Source organism: Propionibacterium cyclohexanicum (assembly GCF_900111365.1).
Classification (GTDB): domain Bacteria; phylum Actinomycetota; class Actinomycetes; order Propionibacteriales; family Propionibacteriaceae; genus Propionibacterium; species Propionibacterium cyclohexanicum.
Genome location: NZ_FOGZ01000004.1, coordinates 33,452 through 59,777 on the forward strand (window position 1 = coordinate 33,452; position 26,326 = coordinate 59,777).

The window sequence follows — 26,326 nt, forward strand, 5'->3', positions numbered from 1 at the left end:
GTTCTTCGCCGCGCGCTCGCGGTAGGTTTGTCCCATGCCCCGTCGAGACGCGGCGGCGGGCACGAGAGCGACGAACGCGCCGGGGCTGTGTCCCCCGGCGCCATGCAGGGGGATCCAGATGGACAGCGCATTGACGCCGAGAGAGATCCAGTCCCGCATCAGAGCGGGAGAGTCTCTCGAAGACGTTGCGCGCGCCGCCGGGGTGCCCACCGGGGACATCGAGGGATATGCGGCACCGGTGCTCGCCGAGCGCGAGCACATGGCAGCCCTCGCGCAGAGCGCGCAGGTACGCCGAGCCACCGGCCCGAGCACCCCGATCTCGCTTGACGAGAGCATCGTGCCCCGGCTCGAGAACAGGGGCGTCGATCCCGCCTCGGTGCTGTGGGACGCCTGGCGCGAGGAGGATCGCGCCGATCGGCACTGGACGGTAAGGCTGTCCTATCAGTCCGGTTCGGCGGGCCACGAGGCGCTCTTCGACTTCGATCCCCGAGGTCGTTCGGTGAGCCCGGTCAATTCCGACGCGCAGAAGCTGGTGGGTGAGCCGCAGGAGCACAAGCGTCCGGCCCCGCGGCCCCGCACCAAGACCGACCCCGACACCGAGCCCACGGTCGATCTCAATGACGAGCTGGCGCTCGTGCGGGCAGTCCAGGACGACGAGACGCCGATCATCGCCGGTGGGTCGGCACTGGCGGAGTTGTATGCCGCGGCAGCCGCCAACCACACCGGCCGAAGGCCGAGGAATTCGCCGACCGACAATCTGCGCGAGACGGACGGCATCTACGACATCGTGCCGAATCCTCCCTCCGACATGGATGTGCTCTACGACATGCTCTCGGGCTTCGACGAGGATTCGGTGCACGTGTATTCCGGGCTGGAGCGGCCCGTCCATCTCGGCGGCGAGCCATCCGCCGACATAGCGGACACCCCCACCGCCACCGGCGAGCCACCCGCCGAGGACCACGACGAATCCGCTGGAGCCCCCCGGTCAACGCAGCGAGCGAGCACGCAGGCAGCGACGCAACCCGCTGGCCCACCGGCCGGCTCGAACGCCCCGGAACCGCCCGAACAGGACGCACTCGGGCCCAAGGAGACCACCCATCACCCCGAGACTCTGAAGAACCCGACCAGCCCTGCGCCTGCAGCCGGCAAGAAGAGCCCACGGCGCCGGCGCGCCCACCGCGCGAGCGTGCCCACCTGGGACGAGATCATGTTCGGTGGCCCGCGCCCCGAGTCGTCGGGTGAACCCCCGCACGACAAGCAGTGACACTTCCCCCCTGCCGAGGCGGCGAGCTGGGCTCATCCGAAGGGCAGAGTCTGGGGACTGAGGGTGGCATGCAATGGACGGCCCATGCCAAGCCGAAAGTGCTTACGGCACAGCACCTCGTAGTGCAGGCCGGCTGGCGTGCCCTCGGCGGTGTCGGCAATGAGCACCTGCTCACCCTGCCTCACCAGATGGCCCTCGCGCACCCTCGCATTCATCGTGCCGCGTGCCCCACACCAGCACAGCGGTTGCACCTGCATCGTCTCCACCCGATCGGCGAGCTCGACGAGCCGACGCGATCCGGGAAACATCAGGCTGCGGAAATCGCTGAGGATCCCGAAGCAGAAGACGTCGATGCCCAGCTCGTCGACGACCCGCGCGAGCTCATCGATGTGGGTCGGCGTATAGAACTGCACCTCGTCACAGACCAGGAAGTCGATCCGCGCACCCGAGGTCAGTTCCTTGACGATCATCGCCCAGAAGTCCAGCGCATCGTCCACCTCCACCGCAGGCCGGCTCATCCCCACCCGGGAGGTGATCTCCGGCGCCCCGCTGCGATCCTGCCTGGTGAACAGCAGACCCCGACGGTCGTGGGCCGACTGGGTGTGCGCAGTCTGCAGGGCAAGGGTCGACTTGCCGGAATTCATCGGCCCGCTGAAGAACAGCAGCTGGGCCGTGGCAGGAGCGCTGGCATCCATTCCGCTCATGACTGCCCACCCCAGCCCTCGTCAACGACCAGCGGCACACGCATCTCCTCATCGCTCAACGATCCGTGCTGGCCGATCAACTCCAGCTCATGGGGTCTGGCAGTGGTCATCACCGCCCAATTTCCGCGCATCGCCACGAGCACATCGCCCAGCCTGCCGGCCGCGGACGCGCCGAGCACCGGTCCGAACCAGCCCGCCTCGGCGGCATCCCGGCGGGTGCACACCCACGCGCGGTCCCCCAGACACCGCGACCAGCGCGCGGCCACCGCATCCGCAGAGCCGGTGTAGAGCTGACGAAACCGGCCCTCCCCCGACAGCAGATCGACCCCGCTGCGCAGCTGCGGCTCGTCCTCGAAGAGGATCTGCGCACCAGCTGGCACGTCGATCATCCCGTGATCACCGGTGACGAGCAGGCAGACATCGCCGGGCAGGGCGCGGCGCAGCAGCTCCAGATCGTGGTCGATGCGCGCCAGGCAGGCGCGCCAGCGCGAGGAGTCGACCCCGAAGGCGTGCCCGGAGTGATCGAGATCGCCCTCGTAGACATAGGCGAGGGCTGGGCCAGGTGTGGCGACGGTACGGCAGATCTCCTCGATGCGCTGCTGGGTGCCGACATCGTCGACCGGGTGGTAGCTGCCTCCGCGCAGTCCGGCACGGGTGAGCCCGGAATCGGAGAACTTGGCACGGGCAACGGTGCTCACCGCGACCCCGGCCTGCTCGAGACGCTGGAACCAGGTGGGGTGGGGCTGAAAGAGCTCGGGCTGGGGATCTCCGGATCCCCAGTGAAGGGCGTTGAGCACCCTTCCGCCCGGTGCAGTGCGGAAGGTGTACCCCACGATGCCATGCTGGCCCGGCGGCAGGCCGGTCCCCAGTGTGGTCAATGACACCGCGGTCGTCGAGGGCACGGCGGCGCTGATCGGGCGCGCCTCGCCCAGCAGCTCGGGAAAGTACTCGAGGATCGACAGATGGCGGCGCAGCTGATGCCAGCCCAGGCCGTCGACGAGCAGCACGACGTAACCGCGGGCCTTCGGCAATCCCCAGGGGTCGTGCCCGCCGGCACCGAGCCTGCAGGCGACAGCGCCCAACACCTCGGCGAGGGTGTTGTGCCCATAGTCGGGAGCGGCGGGCAGCGGTCCGCTCATCGCTGCAATCGCCGGGCCGGCACCTCGCGCTGCAGGCGCGTGGCAAATCCCTCGAGCCGGGCGACCGAGGCGGGGTCGTCCGCAGTGGGACTCATCCGCATCGTGATGTCCTCGTTCACCTCGTCGGCATCGAAGCCGTGCTCGGCCTGGCATTCGGGATCGGAACAGTGTGCAGGGACGATCTCGAAATGACGCACCGCACCCCAGCCGATCGTCAGGACGATCTCCCTGATGATGCTCGCGTCGGTGCCGTATCTCTCCGGATTCGACACCGCCCGGCTCAGCGAGACGACTCCGATGAGATCCAGCGGCACCGATTCGGTGCTTGTCACAGCCATGTTCTGGCCCCGCTCGTCGGACTGCTCATCGGTGTGTACCACGAGCAGCCGGTTGGCAGTGAGCACGAGCACAGTGAGATGACGCAGGATTTCGTCGGTTGCCACGACCGCCTCGTGCTGGACCACGAAATCGGCAACCTCCTCACCGGCGAGAGACTGCTCCACGGCATCGACGACCAGTTGCGGGAAGAAGCCGCAGTCGTTGATCCAGCGGACCAGGTCGTCGGGCAGGTTGCTCACGGGCGCGGTCGTCACGGGCCCATCTTGCCACCATCCGCCGGCACCCGGCCTTCCCGTTAGGGTGGGGGCCATGAAGCATCGCCCCTTCATCGGCACGCGCGTCGAGGACTTTCTCACCCGCGTCATCGCACGGGCGCTGCGCCGGCGGGGATGGCATGAGGCCCTTGTTCCCTACACCGGCTACGGAACCGAGGATCACATCCGGGTCCTGGCCCGGATCGTGCTCAACCCGCCGCACGCCGAGCGAGCGCTGCCTGGCTACGCTGCGGCGTGGCTCAACCGCCGGGGGTGGCGCAACTTCGTCGGACTGCCGGTCCAGCACGGCCACGCCGTGCTGCGCCTGGCCGGCGAGACGCTGCACCTGCGCAGCGACCGGCAGGGCTATATCGATATGACCGTCAAGGCCCACCAGCTCAGCCCCGGATGGCACAAGGTGCGCCTGGAAGCCCCTGGCGCTCAGCCGGTGGATGCCCCGGTGCAGGTGGTCGCCAGCGACGAGAGCTTCGGCATCATCTCCGACATCGACGACACCATCATCTCCACCTCGCTCCCGCGCATCGTCCTGGCGGCGTGGAACAGCTTCGTCCAGATGGAGGGCAATCGGCAGGCGGTGCCTGGGATGGCGAGGATGTACCAGCATCTGCTCGCCGAGCACCCGGGCGCCCCCGTGGTCTATGTCTCGACCGGCGCCTGGACCTCGGTGCCGTTCCTGCGACGCTTCATGGCGCGCCACGGCTATCCCCGCGGGGCGATGCTGCTCACCGATCTGGGCCCGACGAACACCGGCTGGTTCCGCTCCGGCCCGGACCACAAGCGCTACTCGATGGGCGAGCTTGCCCGAGACTTCCCCAATATCTCCTGGGTGCTGGTGGGCGACAACGGCCAACACGATCCGGTCCTGTATCGCGAGTTCGCCGATCTGCACCCCGGCAGGGTGCGCGCCATCGCCATCCGCACCCTCACCGCAGCCGAGCAGATGCTTGCGCACGGCACCGTCACCGTCCTCGTGGACAGCGCCCATCTGGAATGGACGCCCTCGCAGGCTCCGCTGGTCACAGGTGCCGATGGCGATGAGCTGTGGCCGGCGTTGCGCGAGGTGCTCGAACCGGCCCGGCGGGCCGGCGAGAAGGACTGAGCCCCGCCACCGCTCACCAGCTCATCGAGGGGCGCAGCGTGTCGGCGCGCTGGAATAGCATTCGTCCCAGTCATCCACCCGGTTCAGGAGGTCAGCCGTGCCACGATCGATCGTTGTCCGCGCTGCGGGCGAGCACAGCGCGCCCGGTGCGCCTGTCAATACCGCAGGCATCGAGGACTTCCCTGCCAGCGATCTCGGCGAGGGGCCGGTCACCGTCGAGGTGAACTATTCGAGCATCAATTACAAGGACGCGCTCGTCCTCACCGGACGTCCCGGGGTGGTGCGCACCACCCCGCTGATCGCCGGTATCGATCTGGTCGGGACCGTCGTGGAATCCTCGTCGCCACGCTGGCATCGAGGCCAGCAGGTGCTCGCCAACGGCGCAGGCATGTCGGAGACCCGCCATGGAGGCCTGGGCGCGCTGGCCCGGCCGCCGGCCGAGGCACTCGTCGCCTTGCCCGGGGAGCTCACCGCCCGTCAGGCCGCCGCGCTGGGAACAGCCGGATACACCGCTGCACTGAGCGTGCTGCGCATCGCCCAGGCGGGCGTCGAATCCTCGCGCGACGAGCCCATCCTCGTGACCGGCGCCACCGGCGGTGTCGGCTCGGTGGCGGTCATGCTGTTGTCCGCCCTGGGCCACCACGTCGCGGCGCTCACCGGGCGGGTGGACGAGTTCAGTGACTATCTCATCGGGCTGGGCGCAGCCCAGATCGTCGACCGCCAGGAACTGGGCACACTTGGGCGTCCCCTTCAAAAGCAGCGCTGGGCCGGTGTGGTGGACACGGTGGGAGGGACCGTGCTCGCCAATGCCCTCGCGCAGACCCGCTACCAGGGCACCGTCACTGCCTGCGGGCTGGCGGCCTCCACCGATCTGCCCGCCACCGTGATGCCCTTCATCCTGCGCGCGGTCACCCTTGCCGGCATCGATTCGGTGCAGGCCCCCTACGCGGCGCGGCAGGCTGCCTGGGCGCTGCTTGCCGAGAGGGTCGACGTGGGGGCCCTCGAAGCGCTGACCCGAACCGTTGCGCTCGGCGAGGCCGTCGAGGCGAGCGCGCAGTTGCTCGGGGGGCAGTCCCACGGACGCATCGTCGTTGACGTGAGCGCCTGAACCCACGGCGATGCCGGCCGGGTCCGCGCCGCCGGGAGACTGGCCGGGCCCAGAACTGAACACAACAAGGAGCTTCACCGCATATGGCAGCCAGCAAGACAGCCGAGCCCGAGGACGACTTCGAGGAACGCATCATCGACGTCGACGTCACCCAGGAGATGGAGAACTCCTATCTGGAGTACGCCTACTCGGTCATCTACTCCCGCGCCCTCCCGGACGCCCGCGACGGCCTCAAGCCGGTGCAGCGACGCATCCTGTACGGCATGCACGAGCAGCACCTGCTGCCCGACCATGCCTTCGTCAAGTGCGCCCGCGTGGTCGGTGAGGTGATGGGCAAGCTCCATCCGCACGGCGACTCGGCGATCTACGACGCCTTGGTGCGGATGGGCCAGGACTGGTCGATGCGCCTGCAGCTCGTCGACGGGCACGGCAACTTCGGCTCGCTCGATGCCGGGCCGGCCGCGATGCGCTACACAGAATGCCGCCTCAACCCGGCCGCTCTGCCGATGCTCGAGGGCCTCGACGAGGACACCGTCGACTTCCGCCCCAACTACGACGGCAAGGGACTCGAGCCCTCGGTTCTGCCGGCCGCGTTCCCCAATCTGCTGGTCAACGGCGCCACCGGCATCGCGGTCGGGATGGCCACGAACATCCCCTCCCACAATCTCGCCGAGGTCGTCCAAGCGCTCGTACACCTGCTCGCCCACCCCGATGCCGAACTCGACACCCTCATGTCCTTCATCCCCGGGCCCGATCTGCCGACCGGCGGGAAGATCATCGGTCTGGCGGGGATCCGCGACGCCTATGCCACCGGGCGCGGCATCTTCAAGATCCGGGCCAGCACCCGCATCGAGCAGGTCAGCCCACGTCGACGCGGCATCGTGGTCACCGAACTGCCCTTCGGGGTGGGCCCCGAGAAGGTGATGGAGCAGATCAAGCACCTGGTGCAGGCGAAGAAGATCTCCGGCATCGCCGACATCAAGGACCTCACCGACCTAGCGAACGGGCTGCGGCTGGTCATCGAAGTGAAGAACGGCATCAACCCCGAGGCGCTGCTCGACCAGCTCTTCCGCCATACCAAGCTCGAGGACTCGTTCGGCATCAATGCGGTGGCCCTCGTGGATGGGCAGCCGCGCACCATGGGCCTCAAACAGATGCTGCAGGTCTATCTCGACCACCGCCTCGAGGTATGCCTGCGGCGGGCGCAGTTCCAGCTGCGCAAGGCACAGGACCGGCTGCATATCGTCCAGGGCCTGCTCCTGGCTATGGTCGGCATCGACGATGTCATCGCCATCATCCGCTCCAGCGACGACGTGCCCACCGCCCGCACGCGGCTCATGGAGGCCTTCGAGCTGGACGAGGTGCAGGCGAATTACATCCTCGACCTCCAGCTGCGCCGCCTCACGAGGCTCTCGCGCCTCGAGCTGGAGGCCGAGCGCGATGATCTGCAGCGTCGCATCGCCGAGCTGTCAGGCCTCATCGCAGACCCCCAGAAGCTGCGGGCCCAGGTGCGCGACGAGTTGCGGGCGATCTCGAAGAAGTTCGGCACCGCCCGGCGCACCGTGCTGCTCGAGGCCACCCGGGTGCCACCGGCCGGCGCGACGCCTCTGGAAGTGCCCGATGACCCGTGCTGGGTGATGCTCAGCTCAACCGGCCTCATGGCACGAATGAACCGCGCCGAGGACCGCCCTGGCCTACCCGATGCCGGACCACGCTCAGCTCACGACGTCATCGTGTCGGCGGTCGCCACGAGCGCCCACTCCGACTTCGGCGTCATCACCAACCATGGCCGGCTGCTGCGCGCCCACGCCATCGATCTGCCGGAGGTGGTCAGCACGGCGAACGCGCCGAGCCTGCGAGGTGGCTCGCGTGCCCGCGAGCTGCTCGCGCTCGGCAAGAACGAGCACGTCATCGCGCTGTGCTCCCTCGACCCGAACTCCGCCGGGCTCGCGCTGGGGACGCGTCGCGGCATCGTCAAGCGAGTGGTCCCGGAGGTGCTCACCAAGGACGCCTGGGAGGTCATCTCGCTCGCCGCCGGCGACGAATTGGTGGGCGCCGCCGAGCTGGTCGACGAATGCGACGAGCTGGTGTTCGTCAGCTCGGACGCACAGCTGCTGCACTTCCCGGCGTCACTCGTGCGCCCGCAGGGCCGCGGTGGTCACGGGGTGGCCGGCATCCGGCTGGCCGATGGCGCCTCGGCCATCTGGTTCGGCGTCAGCCCGAGCACCGACGCCGTCGTCGTCACCGCAGCGGGCTCGTCCACGGCGCTGCCCGGCACCGAGGCGGGCACCGTCAAGGTGACGAGCCTGGATCAGTACCCGGCGAAGGGCCGGGCCACCGGCGGAGTGCGCTGTCACCGGTTCCTCCGCGGCGAGGACGCCCTGACCTTGGCCTGGGTGGGCCCGCAACCGGCGGTGGCGGCGAGCTCGAGCGGAATCCCCGTCCAGATACCACCGGCAACCGGCCGGCGCGACGGCTCGGGCACCCCCCTGGCCCAGGCACTTGCCGCCGTCAGCTCGCGGGTGATGCCGCACTGAGCACCACCCCCACACGGCTCCACCCCTTACGGGGCTCCACCCCCACACGGCTCCACCCCTTACGGGGCTCCACCCCCACACGGCTCCACCCCTTACGGGGCTCCACCCCCACACGGCTCCACCCCTGACGGGGCTCCACCCCCACACGGCTCCGCCCCTGACGGGGCTCCACCCCCACACGGCTCCGCCCCTGACGGGGCTCCACCCCCACACGGCTCCGCCCCTGACGGGGCTCCGCGTGGGAAGCTGGAGGCATGAGAATCGCCATCATCGGCGCCGGTGCCATTGGCGGCTTCTTCGGCGCCAAGCTGGTCGCTTGCGGCCAGGACGTCCATTTCGTGGCCCGGGGTCGTACCCTCGACGTGCTTCGCTCGCAGGGTCTCACGCTCGTCAGCGGGGCACGCCGGCAGGTGATCCCTGTACACGCCGCCGAGGACAGCTCCGACATCGGTCCAGTCGACATCGTGCTGTGCTGCGTGAAGGCCACCCAGGTCATCGACGCCCTGGAGCCAGCCGGCGCCCTCATCGGCTCGGGGACCGGTGTCGTCACCACGCAGAACGGCGTCGACGGCCCGCGGCTCACCGCGAGTGTCGTCGGGCGCGAGCACACCCTGCCCGGGGTGGTGAAAGTCTTCGCTCAGGCCCTCGAGCCAGGACTGGTCAGCCATGTCGGCGGCCCCGGCTCTCTGGAGGTCGGCGAATGGCACAACGAGCCCACCGCGCGGATCGCCGCACTGCGCGCAGCGCTCATCGCAGCGCAGATCCCCTCGCCCGCCCCGCGCGACGTATGGGAGTTGCTGTGGGAGAAGTCGATGATCGTCGTCCCGGCCGGCGGACTCGGTGCCCTCTCGGGCGTGCCGATCGGTGAGCTGCTCAGCCGTCCGGGTCTGCGGCGGGTGCTGGTCTCCGCGATCCGCGAGATCCGCGAGATCGCTGCGGCGCGCGGCGTGTCGATGGCCGATGAGGTCGTCGAGCGCACAATGGCCTTCATCGAGTCCGAGCCACCTGCCGCCACGACCTCGCTGCAGCGCGATCTCATGGCCGGCCGGCCCAGCGAACTGGACCCGCAGCTGGGGGCGGTGGTGCGATATGGCCGTGACGCCGGCGTGCCCACTCCCCTGCACGAGCTCATGTACGAGGTGCTGAAGCTGGGCCGGGGCCGGCAGGGCCCCGTAGGGCTTGCCGGGTGAACACAATCCGGCCAGGCATCAGCGCCCTTCACTACCCGATCGCGCGCCAGACATGCGCAGGGACAACACGCTTCGGCCCTCAGCGATCGGTGCCCTGTGCCAGGCCCGGATCCAGCCTCGCATCGCTAGCCTGTGGGCCGTGCCCGATTTCGATGATCTCCTCGCCGCCAACGCCGGCTATGCCCGTGACTTCGCTCTCAAGGGTGCAGCGCCCTACGCCGTGCGGGGGGTGGCGATCCTCACCTGTATGGACGCCCGGCTGGAGCCGCTGGCGATGTTCGGGCTCTCGACCGGCGACGCCAAGGTGCTGCGCAATCCCGGCGGGCATCTGGATGAGGGTGCACTCAACGGCCTCATTCTCGCCGTTCAGCTGCTGCGGGTGAACCGGATCTGCGTCGTGGAGCACACCCGCTGCGCCATGGCCGGTGGCGACGATCAGGCGGTGTTCGCGAAAATCGCCGCCGCGACAGGCGATGACGCCTCGTGGTGCACCTTCGGAGCCGATCCCGATCAGCCTGCGCGGGTCAGCGCAGACGTCGCCAAGCTGCGCGCCCACCCGCTCGTCGGCCCGCGGGCCACCATCGGCGGCTTTCTCTACGACGTCGACGACGGGCGGCTCAGCCAGCTGGCGTGAGCAGACCGACAGGCACTTACCCGGCAGCCGGCCGCCCGGCCTCGTGCCGACCCACTGGGATGAGCGCGATGAGCCCGGCGAGAAGCACGATGGCGATGCCGATGATTCCGAAGTACTGCGCGTTGGAGGTACCGGTCACCGCCATCCCGATGGTGACGAACAATCCGAACAGCGCGGGCGACAGCGGCGAGGCGACCCGCCCGGTGGTGGCGTACAGGCCGAAGACCTCACCGCTCATGCCGGCCGGGATGAGCCGTGCCAGATAGCTGCGCGAGGCCGCCTGGGCCGGCCCCACGAACAGGCACAGGATGAGGCCCAGCACCCAGAACATCGCCTGGCCCCGGTCATGGAGGAAGAAGACCGCCATGGCCAGCACGATGAGCGCCACCAAGGAGATGACGATCACCGGCTTGGGACCGATCCGGTCGTCCAGCCTGCCCATGAGGATCGTTGCCACCCCGGCGACGATGTTGGCGGCGGCGCCGAAGATGAGCACCTGCGAGGCGCTGAACCCGAAGGTGTTCTGCGCCATCGCGCCACCGTAGATGAAGATGCCGTTGAGACCGTCGCGGAACAACGCCGAGGCCAGCAGGAACCACACGATGGTGCGATGGGTGCGCCACAGGCCGGCGATGCTGGCGAAGAGCCGGCGGTAGGAGCCGACGATGCCCAGGCGGGGCACCGGCTCGCGAGGGGGCTGGTCGCGCAGAGTGCGGAAGATCGGGGCCGTGAACACCACGATCCATACCGCGCAGAACAGCATGGACACCCGGATGTCCATGCTGTTGGTGCCGCTCACGCCGAACAGGCCCACCTCGGGGGCGATGAAGGCGAAGTAGATCGCGAGCAGCGCGACGATCCCCCCGAGATATCCCATTCCCCAGCCGAAGCCGGAGATCCGCCCGACATTGCCGGGCGTAGCGACCTGGTCAATCGCGGCGTTGTAGCTCGCCGACGCGATCTCGGACAGGATCGTGCCCGCTGCGACGAGCAGGAATCCCGGCCACAGCCAGGCCGGGGAGGGGGCCACCACGACAAGGCTGGCGGTGATGATCGCGAGCCCCCACGTGAGCCATCTCAGGGTGCGCATCGTGTGGCCGCTACGGTCGGCGCCTTGGCCGGAGAGCGGGGCGGTGAGCGCGATGATGACGCTGGCGCTCGTCAGGCAGACCGACTGCACCAGGGCCGTGTGGTTGGCGGTGCCGAAATGGCTGCTCACCAGATAGACACTGAAGACAAAGGTGGTGACGACGCTGGCCCACGGCTGGGTGCCCCAGTCCCACAGCGCCCAGGCGGTGATCTTCTTCCTCGTCGCCGGGCCGGCGGCCCCAAGGGCCGACGCTGGCGCGGCAGCATCGATCTGAGAACTCACCTCCTCACCGTAGAGCGCTCAGGTGAACGGTGAGCGACATCGTGTCGACCCCTGTCCCCCTGCTTCTCCCGGTGCGTGCCCGCCGGCTGCTTCTCCCGGTGCGTGCCCGCCGGCCCGGCGGAAAGGAGCTGAACGGGACTTATACGTCGATCCGATCCTCGTCGAGCTGATAGGCGCCCTGCACGATGAAGTCCTTGCGGGGGGCCACTTCCGAGCCCATGAGCAGTTCGAAGGTGGCAGCGGCCGATTCGGCATCGTCCAGGGTGATCCTTCGCAGCAGACGGTGCCGCGGATCCATCGTGGTGTCCGCCAGCTGATCGGCATCCATCTCGCCGAGACCCTTGTACCGCTGCGGTTCCTTGAAGTGCACGCCCTTGGAGGTGAGCTGGGCCATCGTGCGCTGATACTCGGGATCGGAATAGGTGTAGATGTACCGCTCCATCCCCCTCTTGGGGTTGGTCAGCTCGAAACGGTGCAGCGGGGGAACGGCGCTGAACACCCGGCCGGCTGCCACCATGGGGCGCATGTACCGGAAGAACAGCGTGGCGAGTAGGCAGCGGATGTGCGCACCATCGGAGTCCGCGTCGGCCATGAAGATGATCTTGCCGTAGCGCGCCTGATCGATGTCGAAGGACTTTCCCGAGCCCGCGCCCACCACCTGGATGATCGCCGCGCACTCCGCGTTCTTCAGCATGTCGCCGAGCGAGGCCTTCTGCACGTTGAGGATCTTGCCTCGGATCGGCAGCAGTGCCTGGAACTCGGAGTTGCGGGCCCGCGAGGCGGTGCCCAACGCGGAATCGCCCTCGACGATGAACAACTCGCTGCGCTCGCCGTCGCTGCTTCGGCAGTCCTTGAGTTTGGGCGGCAGGCTCGAGGACTCCAAGGCGTTCTTGCGCCGCTGGTTCTCGCGATGGGCGCGCGCCGCGACCCTGGTGCGCGAGGCGGTCACGACCTTGTCCATGAGGGCGCGGGCCTCCTGGCGGGTCGACGCCTTCGTTGCGGTGAGATAGTCCGCCAACTCGGTCTCGACGATTCGGGTCACGAGACGGGCGACCGGCGGGGTACCGAGCACCTCCTTCGTCTGCCCCTCGAACTGGGGCTCGGGAAGCCGTACGGTGACCACTGCCGTGAGGCCTTCCAGGATGTCTTCCTTGGTGACCTCTTCGCCGCTCCTGAGCAGCCGGGTGCCGTCGAGCGCCTTCGCGAAGGCACGCACCATGCCACGTTCGAAGCCTTGCACGTGGGTGCCTCCCTTGGGGGTGGCGATGATGTTGACGAAGGAACGCTCGACGGTGTCGTATCCGGTGGACCAGCGCAGCGCGATGTCCACGTCGAGACGTCGCTCGACCTCAGCGGAGATCATCTGGCCGTGAGCGTCGGGCATCGGCACAGTTTCGGTGAACGAGTCGGCGCCGCGCAGGCGCAGGATGCCGGTGAGCGGCGAGCCCTCGGTGAGGAAGTCGACGAACTCGCTGATTCCACCCTCGTGACGCAGGGCGGTGGTCTGAGGCACCTCCCCCCGCGCATCCGTCACCTCGATGGTCAGCCCGGGAACCAGGAAGCTGGTCTGGCGCGCCCGCCCCAGGAGCTGGTCCAGCGAGAGCTGGGCGTCCTTGAGGAAGATCTGGCGATCTGGCCAGTAGCGAATGCGGGTGCCAGTCGCGGATCTCGCGGTCTTTCCGACCACACGCAGCCCGCTGCCGGGGGTGAAAGGCGCGTCGGGACCCTCCCCCGCGAAGATGCCGGGGTGTCCGCGCCGGAAACTCATCGCCCAGGTCTTGCCGCCTCGGTCCACCTCGACATCGAGACGCGAACTGAGCGCATTGACCACCGAGGCCCCGACGCCGTGCAGGCCGCCAGCCGCGGCATAGCTGCCCGCGCCGAACTTGCCACCGGCATGCAACTTGGTGAAGACCACCTCCACCCCGCTGAGACCGGTTCGCGGCTCGGTGTCGACCGGAATGCCGCGAGCCACGTCGCGGACGCTGATCGATCCATCGGCGTCGAGGCGAACATCGATGTGGTCGCCGAACCCGGCGAGCGCCTCGTCCACGGCATTGTCGATGATCTCCCACAGGCAGTGCATGAGTCCGCGCGTGTCGGTGGTGCCGATGTACATGGCAGGGCGCTTGCGCACTGCCTCGAGCCCTTCCAGGACGAGGAGATTCTTGGCGCCATAGGCGGCGCTCAGCTCGGGGCCTTCCTGCACGGTTCTGTTGGTCGACACGCGGGCAAGCCTAGTGGGAGTGCGACGTCAGCCCAGGATGCTCGACGCCCAGGGATGCTCGACGCCCAGGACGCTCGACGCTGGGCCCACCGCCCAGGGCCTGCAGACGGTGGGCCACCGCTGCAGTTAGGCTGTCGGGGGGCCCAGTAGGTCCCATGGGTCGGCGTCATCCGCGCGGCCCACCTGAACCGGGGGGGTCAAGCGCCATGGCAGCGGATCAGCCAGATCGTGGCGCGGTCGACGCCTTCTACGAGATCTTCGCCACCGGCGATCCGGAACGGATGCGGCAGGTGCTCGCGCCGGACTGGCGCAACCACCCGGCAGATCCAGGCCACACCCCCGATGTGTCCGGCTTCATCGCCGGCGTGCGCGACACCCGCGCTGCACTGTCGGATCTGCGCATCGACCGGCTGGCCACTGTCGCGCAGGGTGATCTCGTCGTGTGCCGCAGCCGCCTCTCGGGTGTCTTCGTGTCCGGTCTCGCCGGCCTCGCGCCGACGCACCGGGCTGGCTCCTTCGACGCGATGGACATGCACCGGCTCCGCGACGGTCTCATCGCCGAGACCTGGCACTTCGAGCACCCCGAACAGCTGGTCCTGGAACAGCGAGTCCTGGAACAGCCGGTGGAGCATAGCGGCTGAACCGTCGATCCACCAGAGGGGTCGTTTTCCGCCCACGGCGTGGCATGCCTGCTTGGCTGCCAGGCGGGTCCGCGTACGCTGGCCACGTGAGTACAACAGCATTCGACAGCACCCAGCTGACCGCGGCCGACCGCTGCGATCGATGCGGCGCCCGGGCGCACCTCAAAGTGCTTCTGGCCAACGGCGGCGAGTTGTTGTTCTGCGCGCACCACGCCCGCGCACATGCCGAGAAGATCAAGCAGGTTGCTGTGAGGCTTGAGGGTGACGCCGGTCTTCTAGACTGAGGCCGGAACGCCGCACTGGCGATGTGACGAACTGTGGCAGTCGTGCGACAGCATTCGACGCTCGCCTGCGCGGCTTTGGCCGAGCCATTGGGCGCGGCCGCTTCCAGCCGGTTCCGGCTCCTGCCGGAATCAGTCACCTTCAGTAAGGAGTCTCAATGGCCACGACCCATGTCGTGAGTGATCTTCCCAAGGTAGGAATTGTCGGTGCGGGCCAGGTGGGCTCGGCGATGGCTTATGCCACGATCATTCGCGGTGTTGTGCCGCGGATCGCGGTGTACGACATCGACGAGAAGCGCGTCAACGCCCAGGTCGCCGATCTCGCTCACGGCACGATCTACGCCGGTGCGGAAGTTACCGGGGGCGCTGACCCCGAGGTCCTGCGCGACAGCGACATTGTCGTCATCACCTCAGGGGCTCCGCAGCGTCCCGGTCAGACCCGCCTCGACCTGGCCGATGTCAATGCAAAGATCATTGGCGACATCATTCCCAAGGTGCTCAATGTGGCCCCCGACGCGATCATCGTCATCGTCACGAATCCCTGCGATGTGCTCACCGTCGTGGGCCAGAAGATCAGCGGCCTGCCCGCCAGCCGCATCTTCTCCACCGGCACCAGCCTCGACACGGCGCGCCTGCGGCACATCATCGCCCAGCGCGCCAATGTCCGCGAGAACAATGTGCATGCCGAGATGGCCGGCGAGCACGGTGACTCCGAGTTCGCCCTGTGGTCGAGCGCCACGATCGGTCTCGTCCCCATCAAGGACTGGGTCGACGACGAGGGCAACCACCCCTTCACCGACGACGTGACCACCCAGATCGCCGAGGACGTGGCGCAGGCTGCCTACCACGTCATCGAGGGCAAGGGTTCCACCAACTATGCCATCGGCCTGTCCGGTGCGAATCTCATCGAGCGCCTGCTGTCGAACAGTCGAACCCTCATGCCGGTTTCCAGCATCCTGGACGACTACTACGGCATCTCCGGGGTGGCCCTCTCGGTGCCCACCCTGCTGAGCAACCAGGGTGTCATCCGCGCTGTCCCCACTCCGATGTCAAAGGCCGAGCGTGGCGCTCTGGACACCTCGGCGGCAACGCTCAAGGCCATCATCAGCTCGCTGGGTTACTGAGCCCACGCCACGACGACAGGGCCAGCCCGTGGTGTGGCCCGCTCCTCAACCCGATGAAGGCGGGCCCGGCGAGTTCCTCGCCGGGCCCGCCTTCATTCTCCTGAGCTCGTGGTCCACCTGTCGGGGCTGGCTCAGTCCAGATAGTCCCTCAGCACCTGCGAGCGGCTGGGATGGCGAAGCTTGCTCATGGTCTTGGATTCGATCTGGCGGATCCGCTCGCGGGTGACGCCGTAGACCTTGCCGATCTCGTCGAGGGTCTTGGGTTGTCCGTCGGTCAACCCGAAACGCATCGAGACGACCCCAGCCTCGCGTTCACTGAGCGTGTCGAGCACATCGTGCAGCTGCTCCTGCAGGAGGGTGAAGTTCACCGCGTCGGCCGGCACGATGGCCTCGGAGTCCTCAATAAGATCCCCGAACTCGGAGTCGCCGTCCTCGCCCAGCGGAGTGTGCAGGCTGATCGGCTCGCGGCCGTACTTCTGCACCTCGACCACTTTCTCCGGGGTCATGTCGAGTTCCTGGGCAAGCTCCTCGGGGGTGGGCTCACGGCCCAGGTCCTGAAGCATCTGGCGCTGCACCCGGGCCAGCTTGTTGATCACTTCCACCATGTGCACCGGAATGCGGATGGTGCGGGCCTGGTCGGCCATGGCGCGCGTGATGGCCTGCTTGATCCACCAGGTGGCGTAGGTGGAGAACTTGTAGCCCTTCGTGTAGTCGAACTTCTCGACGGCGCGGATGAGGCCGAGATTGCCCTCCTGGATGAGATCGAGGAAGAGCATGCCTCGGCCGGTATAGCGCTTCGCCAGGCTCACGACCAGCCGCAGGTTGGCTTCGAGCAGATGGTTCTTCGCGCGGTGCCCATCCTGGGCAATCCACTCGTAGTCCTCGAGATCAGCTGCCGGCACGGCCTTGTCAGCCTGGCTGAGCTGCTCGTCGGCGAACAGGCCGGCCTCAATGCGCTTGGCCAGGTCGACCTCCTGTTCGGCGTTGAGAAGCGCCACCTTGCCGATCTGCTTGAGATAATCCTTGACCGGGTCCGCCGTGGCGCCGGCGACGGTGACCTGCTGCTCGGGCTCGTCGTCGTCGTCGGTGTCCGAGAGGCTGAAACCCTGGTCCTCGGCATTGATCTTGGCCTCGTCCTTCTCGGCCTGGTGCTTGTCGAACTTCGAATCGTCGACATCGTCGAGATTGCGCTTCTTGCCTCCGGCACGCACCACGATGTCGTCGCCCTGGCGCTCGAAGGTGACCTCGACCCCGCCCTGCTCGACGGTCCCCTTGTCCTTGCCATGGATGGCTTGCGTGAGCGAGGCAGCGCTCGTGGTGGCCGTCTTGGCGGCCTTGGTCGTGCGGGATGCGCGTGAGGCCTTCGTCGAAGTCTTCTTGCGGCTCGTCACCGCCACGTCACCTTGGGGTGTTTCGGGTGTCGCCTCCTTCACCGAGGAATCGCCGGTCGAAGTCGTAGCTTTCGCGCGAGCCGTCACAAGGGACCTTCCACATACGAGGGGCTGGCTGTTGACCACCGCGGTCAGGGTGTGCACGAGCCAGCTGCTGTCAAGAGTGCACCTGCTCAAGTGTGACACGCAGCGGTACGGTACCCAACTCAGGTAGGCCTTATCGGGCGAAACGGCGTAGGGTGGCCCATCGGGTCGCTCGACCCTGGCCCGGTGACCAGAGCCCGTGCCTCTGAGGTGCCGCCCGCGCGGTGCGAGGTCAGACCAGGGTCGCAGCCATACCCGCAACTCGTACTCTTTTCAAATTCCTTCGGCGTTCTGGGATGGATCTGTCACAGATTCACGTTGAACACTGTCGAGGACACGGAAGGAAAGCCCATGGATTCGAAAACTCGTGTGCGCAGCACCGACGGCATCGACGGCAAGGACTCCGTCGGCCTCTACCTGGAGTCAATCGCCAAGACGCCGCTGCTGAGCGCCGCCGAGGAAGTCGACCTGGCCAGGCTCATCGAGGCCGGACAGTACGCCCAGGCGATTCTGCGTGGCACCGTCGAGAGCGATGTCGAGGCGAGCGAGGACGAGCTGCGCGCCATCGCCGACGAAGGTGAACGCGCCATGCAGCACTTTGTCCGTGCGAACCTTCGGCTCGTGGTGTCGGTCGCCCGCAAGTACGGGCGCAGCCAGATGCCGCTGCTCGACCTGGTTCAGGAGGGGAACACCGGACTGATCCGAGCCGTGGAGAAGTTCGACTATGCGAAGGGATTCAAGTTCTCCACCTATGCCACTTGGTGGGTCCGGCAGGCCATCAGTCGCGGCATTGCCCAGCAGGGACGCATCGTGCGGCTACCGGTGCACGTCGCCGAGCAGGTCAACCAGATCTCGGCGGTGCGGCGCAATCTGGAGCGCAAGCTCGGACGCGAACCCGAGACGGCCGAGATCGCCGCAGAGCTGGGAGTCGACGAGGCGAAGGTCATCGACCTCATCCGCTATTCACGTGAACACATCAGCCTCGACGCCCCTGTCGAGGACGATGGCGACACCTCGTTGGGTGATCTCATTGCCCGCGAGACCGCGCCGGGCCCCGACGAGCTGGTACTGGACGCCGAGGATCGCACCCGCCTTGAGGCGATGCTGTCCGACCTCGACGATCGCTCGGCCGATGTCATGCGCCGGCGTTACGGCCTGCTCGACGGCCGGCAGGCGAAGCTCTCGGACATCGGGGCAGTGTGGGGTATCACCGCAGAGCGGGTGCGCCAGATCGAGCGGGCCGCGCTCAACCAGCTACGCGCCACCTCTGCCGCCTGACATCCAACCGCGCCGACTGCCGAGCGGGGTCCGGGACTCGAGTCCCGGACCCCGCTCGTGTTGCTGCGCATCGTTGCGCAGCAACACGAGCGGCCATGCGAATTCCCCCGCCAGCTGTCTCAGGTCAGTGCCGGACGGTCCTTGACCACCCTGATGAGCCCCTCCTGGGCGCAGGAGGCGATGAGGCGTCCGTCCTGGAAGAGCCGCCCGGTGGACAGCCCCAGCGAATTGCTGGCCGAGGGCGAGAGCATGTCGTAGAGCAGCCACTGGTCCGCGCGCGGACGGCGATGGAACCACATGACGTGGTCGATGCTGGCGATCTGCAGCTGCTGGGACAGGAATGCGACATTGTGGGGAATCGTGGACACCGACAGCAATGTGAGATCGGACAGATAGGCCAGGATCGCCTGGTGAATGCCGATCTCGTCGGGCAGCGGGTCGGTGGTTCTCACCCAGACCCGCATATGTGCCCGATGATTGGCCGGTTCGATGCCGCCGCCGTCGCTGGAGTCGCCCGCGAAGCGCACCTCAAGGGCATCCCACTCGTGCCACAGCGCTCCGTTTCCGTAGCGCTCCTGCGCGACGTCGATGAACGGACGGCAGTCCTGGGGGCCTGGAACCCCCACCGGCTCGGGATCTCCGTGGTCAAGGCCTGGCTCCAGGACATGGAAGGACGAGGACATCGCGAAGATGGCCCGGCCGTCCTGTACTGCCGTGACCCGCCGTGAGGAGAATGCGCCGCCGTCTCGCAGGGCCTCCACCTCGTACTCGATGTCATGGTGGGCGTCCCCGGGGCGGATGAAGTAGGCGTCCAGCGAGTGCGCCACTCGATCGGGGGCCACGGTTCCGTAGGCCGCCATGAGGGCCTGGGCCAACACTTGGCCACCGTAGGTGCGCTGCATCGTGGTCCGAGGGTGACGTCCGACGAAGACCTTGTCAGGGGCCGCTTCGAGACGAAGCAGATCGACCAGTTCAGCGGTAGTGGCAGGCATGACCCCACTGTGCCACGACTGCGGCGCCGATCACGCCAGCTGCTCGGCCGCGGCCCTGATGGCCTTGCGGATGCGCTGGGGCGAGACGCTCACAGCGGTACGCAATCTCTGGGCGAAGGTCTGCACCCGCAGCTCCTCGATGAGGAATCCGATGTCGTCGACCTCGTCGGGAAGCGGTCCGGGCGGACAGGCCTGGCACAGCTCGTCGTACTCGGCACACAGCTCGTCCAGGCCGGCGCGCACTCGCTCGTCATGAGCGGGATTGGCCCGGGCCGCGTCCAGGCGCTGGGCGGCGGCCGCGAGATAACGCGGCAGATGGTCGTACCAGGGGTCACGGGTGAACGAGATGAACGCCGGGAAGACGAGGTTGTCGAGCTGCGCGGCGACGTCCTCCGCGGCCGGCGCGGGTGCCCCTTCGAGTGCGGAACGCACCCGCTGAGCGTTCTCCAGCGCGCTCGCAGCCACCGAAACCACCTGTCGCATCATGTCGGCCTGCACCTGGCGCACCTGGAGTGCCAGCGCCTCGAAGGCCGCGGCGTCGCGGATCCCCGCGATCTCGGTGAAGCCCCGGGCGGCACGGTCGACCGTCTTGAGCCGGGCATCGGCCAGCAGTTCGCCGATCGAGCCATAGGGACTGTTTCCCAACCACAGCTTCTCCTGGTTGCCCAGATGGGAGACGACCCACCGGGTGGGATCGGGAGTGGTGAGCACGAGCAGCCGGCGCACCCCGGCCGCATGTGAGCGTTCGGCATGCTCGGCGGTGTCGAGCACGACGACAGCCACAGAATCGCCGTCGTCGCGCAAGGCCGGGTGGCCGACCGCAGTGATCCCGCGATCGCTGAACTGCTGGGTCCTGGCCAGCGGCCCGAAGGTCCAGCTCGTGTAGCCGGTCCGGTCCGTGGCCGAGGCCTGCCGTGTGAGGGTCTGTGAGACATGGTCGGTGAGCTGGTGCTGGAGGCCGGCCAGGTCCTTGCTGACGTGCGCCTGCTTCGCCCGGTCGCTCACCCGGAAGCTGACCCGCAGATGTCCGGGTACCTGCTCCGGTGCCCAGTCGGCCGAATCGACCAGGACTCCGGTGGTGGCCGCCAGGGCGCGTCCGAGCTCCTCATGGAACCAGGCCCCATGGTCGGGGTCGTGCGCGCGCAGCCAGCGCAGCGCCTGGCGTGCCCGGTCGGGAGCGGGCACCAGCTGGATGCGCACCGGCTTGGGCAGGGTCCGGATGAGCTCGGTGGCCAGCTCGGTGCGCAGTCCGGGCACCTGCCAGCTGAAGGTCTGGGGACAAAGCTGGTTCAGTTCGGCCAGGGGCACGCTGACCGTGACACCGTCGGAGCCCGACCCGGGCTCGAAGACATAGCTCACCGGGAGCGTAAGGTTCCCTACCTGCCACTGGTCGGGGAAGTCGGTGGCCTCCACGGTGTCGGCATCGTCGCGCACCAGATCGCCATGGTGCAGGTCGAGCAGGCTGTGGTCCTCGGTGTGTGCCCACCAGGCGTCGAAGGTGGCGGCGGAGTGCACCTGGGAAGGGATGCGAGCGTCGTAGAAGTCGAAGATGGTCTGATCGTCGACGAGCAGGTCACGGCGCCGGGTGCGCTCCTCCAGTTCCTCGATCTCCTGGCGCACCTGCCGGTTACGCTGCAGGAAGGCGTGCTCGCCGCGGCGCTCATCGGGAACCCAGGACTGCTCGACCAGCCCGGTCCGGATGAAGATCTCGCGGGCCTGTGCCGCATCGATGCGCCCATAGTCGACCAGTCGCCTGGCGATCACCGGAATGCCGTAGAGGCTGACCTTCTCGTAGGCCAGCACGCCGGCGGTGGAGCTCGACCAGTGCGGTTCGGAGTAGCTGTGCTTGAGCAGGTGGGCGCCCACCTGCTCAATCCATTCCGACTGGATCTGGGCACAGGTACGCGCCCACAGCCGGCTGGTCTCCACCAGTTCGACGGCCATCACCAGTTCGGGTGGATGCGAGCTCAGTGCCGATCCGGGCTGGATGGCGAAATGAGCGCCGCGGGCACCGAGATACTCCTGGGGTCCCTTGCGCTGTCTGCGCCCGCGATGGCTCTGCTTCGCCTCGGCTTTGTCGTGCTCGGCCAGGCCGACGTGGGAGAGCAGGCCCGCAAGGATCCCAGTGAGCGCCCCCTCGACGCTGGCCGGCTCGCGGTTGCGGGTCACCCCCAGCTCGTCGTCGATACGGCGGATCTGGGTGTGCAGGTCCTGCCATTCGCGGACCCGCAGGAAGTTGATGTACTCCGCGCGGCACAGGCGCCGGAACTGGTTGCCGGACAAGGCCTTGCGTTGCGCGCCAAGGTAGCGCCACAGCCGCCAGATGGCCCACAGGTCGCCGCCCTCACCGGGTTGCTCCCGTGCGCCGAACTCCCCGCGACGGCCCTCGTGCACGCTGTAGCGCGCCGGCGAACCCGTTGTCCCGATGCTGTTCGGCGCGGGCTGTCCGGAGAGGATCTCGTCGCTGAAGAAGCGTCGGTGCAACTGATCGGCCTTCTGCCGCTCTTCCGCCGGACGTTCGCGCACATCCTGGATGGCCAGCGCCGAGACGATCACCTCCACCTCGCGCAGGCAGCCCAGCCGTCCTGCCTCGATGAGCATCCGGCCAAGTCTGGGGTCCAGGGGGAGTTCGGCGAGTTGGCGTCCTATGTCGGTGAGCCGGGGATGGCGCCGATCCCCGGGCCGCAGGGCGCCCAGCTCGTCGAGCAGGCGCAGGCCGTCGCCGACCTGCACGCGATCGGGGGCCTCCACGAACGGGAAGGTGGCGATGTCGCCGAGTTCGGCCTGTGCCATCTTGAGGATCACCGACGCGAGATTGGTGCGCAGAATCTCAGGTTCGGTGAATTCGGGACGCGAGGCGTAGTCGTCCTGGGAGTACAGGCGTATGCACACCCCTGGTGCCACGCGTCCGCAGCGTCCGGCCCGCTGGTCCGCGCTGGCCCGGCTGATCGGCTCGATGGGCAGCCGCTGCACCTTCGTGCGGGCGGAATAGCGCGAGATACGGGCGAGGCCGGTGTCGATGACACTGCGGATCCCCGGCACCGTGAGCGAGGTCTCGGCGACATTGGTGGCCAGCACGACCCTGCGGGTGGCGTGCGGTGCGAAGACGCGGTGCTGCTCGGCCGCCGAGAGACGGGCGAACAGCGGCAACACCTCCAGCCCGGTGAACCTGGCTCCCTCGATGGCGCGGGCAGCCTCACGGATCTCACGCTCGCCGGACAGGAAGACGAGCACATCGCCGCTGGGTCCGAGCTCCCGCAATCCCGCCACGATCCCGGCAGCCATGTCCTGGTCTTCACCGTGGTCGGCGGTGTCGGCTGCCACCGGGCGGTAGCGCACCTCTACGGGGAAGGTCCGCCCGGACACCTCCACGATCGGTGCCGGGCGGCCCTGCTCGTCGGCGAAGTGCTCGGCGAATCGCTGGGTGTCGATCGTGGCCGAGGTGATGATCACCTTGAGATCGGGCCGGCTGGGCAGCAACTGCTTGAGATAGCCGAGCAGGAAGTCGATGTTGAGGCTGCGCTCGTGCGCTTCGTCGATGATGATCGTGTCGTAACGGCGCAGGAGCCGGTCGTGGTTGATCTCAGCGAGCATCACGCCGTCGGTCATCACCTTGACCCGCGTCTGGCGCGAGGACTGTCGAGTGAAACGCACCTGATAGCCAACCGTCTCGCCCAGCGGGACCTGCAACTCCTCGGCCAGCCGCTCGGCCACCGTTCGTGCAGCAATCCGGCGCGGCTGGGTGTGGCCGATCCGTCGCCTGCCCAGCTGGAGGCAGATCTTGGGTATCTGGGTGGTCTTTCCCGAACCGGTCTCGCCGGCCACCACGAGTACCTGGTGGTCGGCGAGCAATGCGCCGATCTGTTCGACGTGGGCGCTGATCGGCAGGGCCGGATCGTAGCTGATGACCGGTTCGGCGGGCTGTCGCGCTTCTGCCTGCGAGAGCCTGTCAGGTACCCGCGCCGGATGCGCTGCACGCCGTCTGCGATCCGGGTCCTGGCCGCCGACGGGCTGCGGCCGGGACCTCTCAGCGGCTGGCTCGTCGGAAGTCATGACTGGGCAAGCCTAGTTGCACCCAGAAGCATTCCGGAACGGCCGCCTCGCGAACTGCCCGGTCGGCGGGCAGCTCAGTCGGCCGGAGGCACGGCGATGTCCTCGCCCTGTTCCTGGGTCTGTTCGCTGGTGCGCGGCTCAGGCTCCTGGGGAAGCGGGAGCGCACCGGACGCATCCCCGCCCAGCCGCCAGTCACGGATCTCGGGCATGTCCTCCAGGTTCTCCACGATGTAGTCCGCGTGGCGGCGGAGCTGGTCCTCGCACCAGCGGTACAGCTCATGGCTGCCCTTGGGTGTCTGCCATGCGTTGTTGAGGCAGTCCATCACGAGGTGGTAGCGGTCGACGTTGTTGCGGACCACCATGTCGAAGGGCGTGGTGGTGGTGCCCTGCTCACGGAATCCGCGGGCACGGAAGCGGTCGGGATTCGGGCGGCCGTGCACAAGCTGGTGGATCGCACCCGGGTAGCCGTGGAAGGCGAAGACCACGTCGACGTCGTCGGTGAAGGTCTCGGTGAAGGCCTTGGTGCTCATACCGTGGGGGTGATCCTTGGGGCGGAACAGGCACATGAGATCCACGACATTGACGAAGCGCACCTTCAGCTCGGGAAGTCGGGCCTTGAGGATCTCGGCGGCAGCGACCGCCTCCATCGTCACGACATCCCCGGCACAGGCCAGGACGATGTCGGGCTTCTCCCTCCCGAGGTCTTCCGTGCCGGCCCAGTCCCAGATCCCGTAGCCTTTCGTGCAGTGCTCGACCGCCTCGTCGATGGTCAGCCACTGAGGCTGGGGCTGCTTGTCCTGGATGATGAGGTTGACATAGCTACGGGAGCGCAGACAGTGTTCGGAGACTTCGAGCAGGCAGTTCGCATCCGGGGGCAGGAAAATCCGGCTGACCGTGCCCCGAAGGTTGAGGACCACCGAGATGAGTTCTGGGCTCTGGTGACTGAAGCCGTTGTGGTCATTGCGCCAGCAGGTCGAGCTCAGCAGGATGTTCGTGCTGGGCACCTTCTCGCGCCACTCCAGGTGATAGGCCTCTTCGAGCCACTTCGCCTGCTGCATGGTCATGGATGCCGAGACCATGGCGAAGGCCTCGTAGGTGGCGAACAGGCCGTGGCGCCCGGTGAGCGTGTAGCCGTCGAGCCAGCCGTGACAGTTGTGCTCGGAGAGCACCTCCATGACGCGTCCTGAGTTCGACAGCTTGACGTCGAGAATGTCGGTGCGCTCGGCGAAGGCACGGTCCGTGGCCTCGAAGACGGCGCCGAGGCGGTTGGAGTTGGCCTCATCGGGGCAGAACAGCCGGAAGTTCGTGGGATTGCGCCGGTAGATGTCGCGCATGTATTCCCCGAGCTTGCGAGTGGACTCAATCTGCTCGGCGCCGCGCTGTCCGGGGTCCACGTCGACGGCGTAGTCGCGGTATTCGGGGAGGTCGAGGTCAACCGAGATCTTGCCGCCATTGGCGTAGGGCGTGGCACTCATCCGCTTGTCCCCTGCCGGATTGTTCGCCAGCACGAGATCGGTGGGGCTGCCATCGGGGTTGAACAGCTCGTCGATGCGATAAGAGCGCATCCACGCCTCGAGTTGCGCACGGTGCCCGGCGTTGTCGCGCACCTGGGCCAGCGGCACCTGGTGGGCACGCCAGGTTCCTTCCACCTGGTTACCGTCCACGATCTTCGGTCCGGTCCAGCCCTTGGGGGTGCGCAGGATGATCATCGGCCAGTCCGGTCGCTGCCCGTCCCACTCGTCGCTTCGCGCCAGCTGCTGGATCTGTCTGATCCGCTCGTAGCAGTAGGCCAGCGCGGACGCGAAGCGCTCGTGCATCCACGGAAGGTCGTCGCCCTCGACCCATACGACCTCATACCCGTGCCCCTCGTAGAGGGCCTCCAGCTCAGCCGGGTCCTTGCGTGCCTGGACGGTGGGGCTGGCGATCTTGGCACCATTGAGGTGCAAGATCGGCAGCACGGCGCCGTCACGTTGAGGGTTGAGGAAGCTGATCCCCTTCCAGCCGCCCTCCAGCGGGCCGGTTTCGGCCTCGCCGTCGCCAACGACGGCCACCGCGAGCAGTTCGGGATTGTCGAAGACGGCGCCGAAGGCATGCGAGAGCACATATCCCAGTTCACCGCCCTCGTGAATGGATCCGGGCGTGGTGACCGAGGCATGAGAGGGGATGCCGCCCGGAGCGGAGAACTGGCGGAACAGCCGGCGCATGCCCTCCTCGTCGCGCGTCACTCGGGGATAGACCTCGGTGTAGCCCCCCTCCAGGTAGCCAGCCGCGACCAGCGCCGGGCCTCCGTGACCTGGACCGGCCAGATAGATGCAGTCCTGCCCGGTGTGGCGGATGAGCCTGTTGAGGTGCGCGTAGATGAAGGCGAGACCGGTGCTGGTCCCCCAGTGCCCGAGCAGCCGGGGCTTGATGTCTTCGGGCTCCAGGCTGCGCTTCAGCAGGGGATTCTCCTGAAGGTAGATCTGGCCGACAACGAGGTAATTGCAGGCGCGCCACCAGGCGTCGACCGAATGGAGTTCTTCGAGGCTCAGAGGAGGGACCGTGGACAGTGTTTCTGAGGTCATAACCATGAAACTAACAACCCCGGCAAGACC

At 67.7% G+C, this 26,326-nt stretch carries 19 protein-coding genes; 10 read left to right on the forward strand and 9 right to left on the reverse strand.

All coding sequences use genetic code 11. The features are described 5' to 3' along the window. Window positions 1-118 precede the first annotated feature (118 nt). A complete protein-coding gene (sepH, locus tag BMX93_RS03040; RefSeq protein WP_177170039.1) occupies window positions 119-1,264 on the forward strand; it encodes a septation protein SepH in 1,146 nt (381 codons plus the stop codon). Window positions 1,265-1,296: 32 nt separating this feature from the next. On the opposite strand, the gene BMX93_RS03045 is transcribed toward sepH, so the two are convergent. The 3 genes from BMX93_RS03045 to BMX93_RS03055 are packed head-to-tail and all read right to left on the reverse strand — an operon-like array spanning window position 1,297 to window position 3,700. Further along, window positions 1,297-1,959, reverse strand: a complete 663-nt coding sequence (locus BMX93_RS03045) for a thymidine kinase (RefSeq protein ID WP_091967764.1) — start codon at window positions 1,957-1,959, stop codon at window positions 1,297-1,299. A gap of 5 nt (window positions 1,960-1,964) precedes the next feature. Continuing rightward, window positions 1,965-3,107 carry an alkaline phosphatase family protein gene (locus BMX93_RS03050; RefSeq protein ID WP_091967766.1) on the reverse strand — a complete coding sequence of 381 codons (1,143 nt, stop codon included), beginning with the start codon at window positions 3,105-3,107 and terminating at the stop codon, window positions 1,965-1,967. Continuing rightward, the gene (locus tag BMX93_RS03055) at window positions 3,104-3,700 is read right to left on the reverse strand and encodes a DUF5998 family protein (RefSeq protein ID WP_245725698.1); all 597 of its coding nucleotides are present in this window, start codon (window positions 3,698-3,700) and stop codon (window positions 3,104-3,106) included. The genes BMX93_RS03050 and BMX93_RS03055 overlap by 4 nt, the downstream gene beginning before the upstream one ends. 55 nt (window positions 3,701-3,755) lie before the next feature. Here BMX93_RS03055 and BMX93_RS03060 point away from each other — a divergent pair, with 55 nt between their 5' ends. From BMX93_RS03060 to BMX93_RS03080, 5 genes are all read left to right on the forward strand, one after another. Next, complete coding sequence (locus BMX93_RS03060; RefSeq protein WP_091967770.1) at window positions 3,756-4,820, forward strand: App1 family protein phosphatidate phosphatase; 1,065 nt, start codon at window positions 3,756-3,758, stop codon at window positions 4,818-4,820. A 97-nt stretch (window positions 4,821-4,917) separates the two neighbouring features. After that, the gene (locus tag BMX93_RS03065; RefSeq protein ID WP_091967773.1) at window positions 4,918-5,928 is read left to right on the forward strand and encodes an MDR family oxidoreductase; all 1,011 of its coding nucleotides are present in this window, start codon (window positions 4,918-4,920) and stop codon (window positions 5,926-5,928) included. A gap of 83 nt (window positions 5,929-6,011) precedes the next feature. Next, window positions 6,012-8,465: a DNA gyrase/topoisomerase IV subunit A gene (locus tag BMX93_RS03070; RefSeq protein WP_091967776.1), complete on the forward strand. Its 2,454-nt coding sequence runs from the start codon at window positions 6,012-6,014 to the stop codon at window positions 8,463-8,465. A gap of 254 nt (window positions 8,466-8,719) precedes the next feature. Next, on the forward strand, window positions 8,720-9,655 hold the full coding sequence (locus BMX93_RS03075) for a 2-dehydropantoate 2-reductase (RefSeq protein ID WP_091967779.1): 936 nt from the start codon (window positions 8,720-8,722) through the stop codon (window positions 9,653-9,655). A 139-nt stretch (window positions 9,656-9,794) separates the two neighbouring features. Beyond that, window positions 9,795-10,289 carry a beta-class carbonic anhydrase gene (locus BMX93_RS03080; protein WP_245725699.1) on the forward strand — a complete coding sequence of 165 codons (495 nt, stop codon included), beginning with the start codon at window positions 9,795-9,797 and terminating at the stop codon, window positions 10,287-10,289. Window positions 10,290-10,305: 16 nt separating this feature from the next. Here BMX93_RS03080 and BMX93_RS03085 read toward each other — a convergent pair whose 3' ends face one another. Continuing rightward, on the reverse strand, window positions 10,306-11,649 hold the full coding sequence (locus tag BMX93_RS03085; protein ID WP_091968013.1) for an MFS transporter: 1,344 nt from the start codon (window positions 11,647-11,649) through the stop codon (window positions 10,306-10,308). A 151-nt stretch (window positions 11,650-11,800) separates the two neighbouring features. Then, on the reverse strand, window positions 11,801-13,888 hold the full coding sequence (locus BMX93_RS03090; protein ID WP_245725701.1) for a DNA gyrase/topoisomerase IV subunit B: 2,088 nt from the start codon (window positions 13,886-13,888) through the stop codon (window positions 11,801-11,803). A gap of 206 nt (window positions 13,889-14,094) precedes the next feature. Here BMX93_RS03090 and BMX93_RS03095 point away from each other — a divergent pair, with 206 nt between their 5' ends. From BMX93_RS03095 to BMX93_RS03105, 3 genes are all read left to right on the forward strand, one after another. Continuing rightward, window positions 14,095-14,529, forward strand: a complete 435-nt coding sequence (locus BMX93_RS03095; RefSeq protein ID WP_177170040.1) for an ester cyclase — start codon at window positions 14,095-14,097, stop codon at window positions 14,527-14,529. Between the two features lie 44 nt (window positions 14,530-14,573). Next, window positions 14,574-14,813 (forward strand): DUF7455 domain-containing protein, encoded by a 240-nt coding sequence (locus BMX93_RS03100; RefSeq protein ID WP_425438739.1) that lies wholly within the window; start codon window positions 14,574-14,576, stop codon window positions 14,811-14,813. Window positions 14,814-14,968: 155 nt separating this feature from the next. Then, on the forward strand, window positions 14,969-15,934 hold the full coding sequence (locus tag BMX93_RS03105; RefSeq protein WP_091967788.1) for an L-lactate dehydrogenase: 966 nt from the start codon (window positions 14,969-14,971) through the stop codon (window positions 15,932-15,934). A 131-nt stretch (window positions 15,935-16,065) separates the two neighbouring features. On the opposite strand, the gene BMX93_RS03110 is transcribed toward BMX93_RS03105, so the two are convergent. After that, the gene (locus tag BMX93_RS03110; protein WP_425438744.1) at window positions 16,066-17,460 is read right to left on the reverse strand and encodes an RNA polymerase sigma factor; all 1,395 of its coding nucleotides are present in this window, start codon (window positions 17,458-17,460) and stop codon (window positions 16,066-16,068) included. A 300-nt stretch (window positions 17,461-17,760) separates the two neighbouring features. Here BMX93_RS03110 and BMX93_RS03115 point away from each other — a divergent pair, with 300 nt between their 5' ends. Next, on the forward strand, window positions 17,761-18,687 hold the full coding sequence (locus BMX93_RS03115) for a sigma-70 family RNA polymerase sigma factor (RefSeq protein WP_091967791.1): 927 nt from the start codon (window positions 17,761-17,763) through the stop codon (window positions 18,685-18,687). Between the two features lie 119 nt (window positions 18,688-18,806). Here BMX93_RS03115 and BMX93_RS03120 read toward each other — a convergent pair whose 3' ends face one another. The 3 genes from BMX93_RS03120 to BMX93_RS03130 all read right to left on the reverse strand — a co-directional run bounded on the left by BMX93_RS03120 (window position 18,807) and on the right by BMX93_RS03130 (window position 26,296). Continuing rightward, the gene (locus tag BMX93_RS03120) at window positions 18,807-19,679 is read right to left on the reverse strand and encodes an acyl-CoA thioesterase (protein WP_091967794.1); all 873 of its coding nucleotides are present in this window, start codon (window positions 19,677-19,679) and stop codon (window positions 18,807-18,809) included. A gap of 30 nt (window positions 19,680-19,709) precedes the next feature. After that, complete coding sequence (gene hrpA, locus BMX93_RS03125; RefSeq protein ID WP_091967797.1) at window positions 19,710-23,732, reverse strand: ATP-dependent RNA helicase HrpA; 4,023 nt, start codon at window positions 23,730-23,732, stop codon at window positions 19,710-19,712. A 74-nt stretch (window positions 23,733-23,806) separates the two neighbouring features. Next, on the reverse strand, window positions 23,807-26,296 hold the full coding sequence (locus tag BMX93_RS03130) for a phosphoketolase family protein (RefSeq protein ID WP_218139202.1): 2,490 nt from the start codon (window positions 26,294-26,296) through the stop codon (window positions 23,807-23,809). Between the last annotated feature and the right edge of the window lie 30 nt (window positions 26,297-26,326).

What these genes read in the sequence shown, in the direction of transcription:
- sepH (WP_177170039.1), top strand. Translation starts at nt 119, where the DNA reads ATGGACAGCGCATTGACGCCGAGAGAGATCCAGTCCCGCATCAGAGCG.
- BMX93_RS03045 (WP_091967764.1), bottom strand. Translation starts at nt 1,959, where the DNA reads ATGGATGCCAGCGCTCCTGCCACGGCCCAGCTGCTGTTCTTCAGCGGG.
- BMX93_RS03050 (WP_091967766.1), bottom strand. Translation starts at nt 3,107, where the DNA reads ATGAGCGGACCGCTGCCCGCCGCTCCCGACTATGGGCACAACACCCTC.
- BMX93_RS03060 (WP_091967770.1), top strand. Translation starts at nt 3,756, where the DNA reads ATGAAGCATCGCCCCTTCATCGGCACGCGCGTCGAGGACTTTCTCACC.
- BMX93_RS03070 (WP_091967776.1), top strand. Translation starts at nt 6,012, where the DNA reads ATGGCAGCCAGCAAGACAGCCGAGCCCGAGGACGACTTCGAGGAACGC.
- BMX93_RS03075 (WP_091967779.1), top strand. Translation starts at nt 8,720, where the DNA reads ATGAGAATCGCCATCATCGGCGCCGGTGCCATTGGCGGCTTCTTCGGC.
- BMX93_RS03095 (WP_177170040.1), top strand. Translation starts at nt 14,095, where the DNA reads ATGGCAGCGGATCAGCCAGATCGTGGCGCGGTCGACGCCTTCTACGAG.
- BMX93_RS03100 (WP_425438739.1), top strand. Translation starts at nt 14,574, where the DNA reads ATGCCTGCTTGGCTGCCAGGCGGGTCCGCGTACGCTGGCCACGTGAGT.
- BMX93_RS03105 (WP_091967788.1), top strand. Translation starts at nt 14,969, where the DNA reads ATGGCCACGACCCATGTCGTGAGTGATCTTCCCAAGGTAGGAATTGTC.
- BMX93_RS03115 (WP_091967791.1), top strand. Translation starts at nt 17,761, where the DNA reads ATGGATTCGAAAACTCGTGTGCGCAGCACCGACGGCATCGACGGCAAG.
- BMX93_RS03120 (WP_091967794.1), bottom strand. Translation starts at nt 19,679, where the DNA reads ATGCCTGCCACTACCGCTGAACTGGTCGATCTGCTTCGTCTCGAAGCG.
- hrpA (WP_091967797.1), bottom strand. Translation starts at nt 23,732, where the DNA reads ATGACTTCCGACGAGCCAGCCGCTGAGAGGTCCCGGCCGCAGCCCGTC.
- BMX93_RS03130 (WP_218139202.1), bottom strand. Translation starts at nt 26,296, where the DNA reads ATGACCTCAGAAACACTGTCCACGGTCCCTCCTCTGAGCCTCGAAGAA.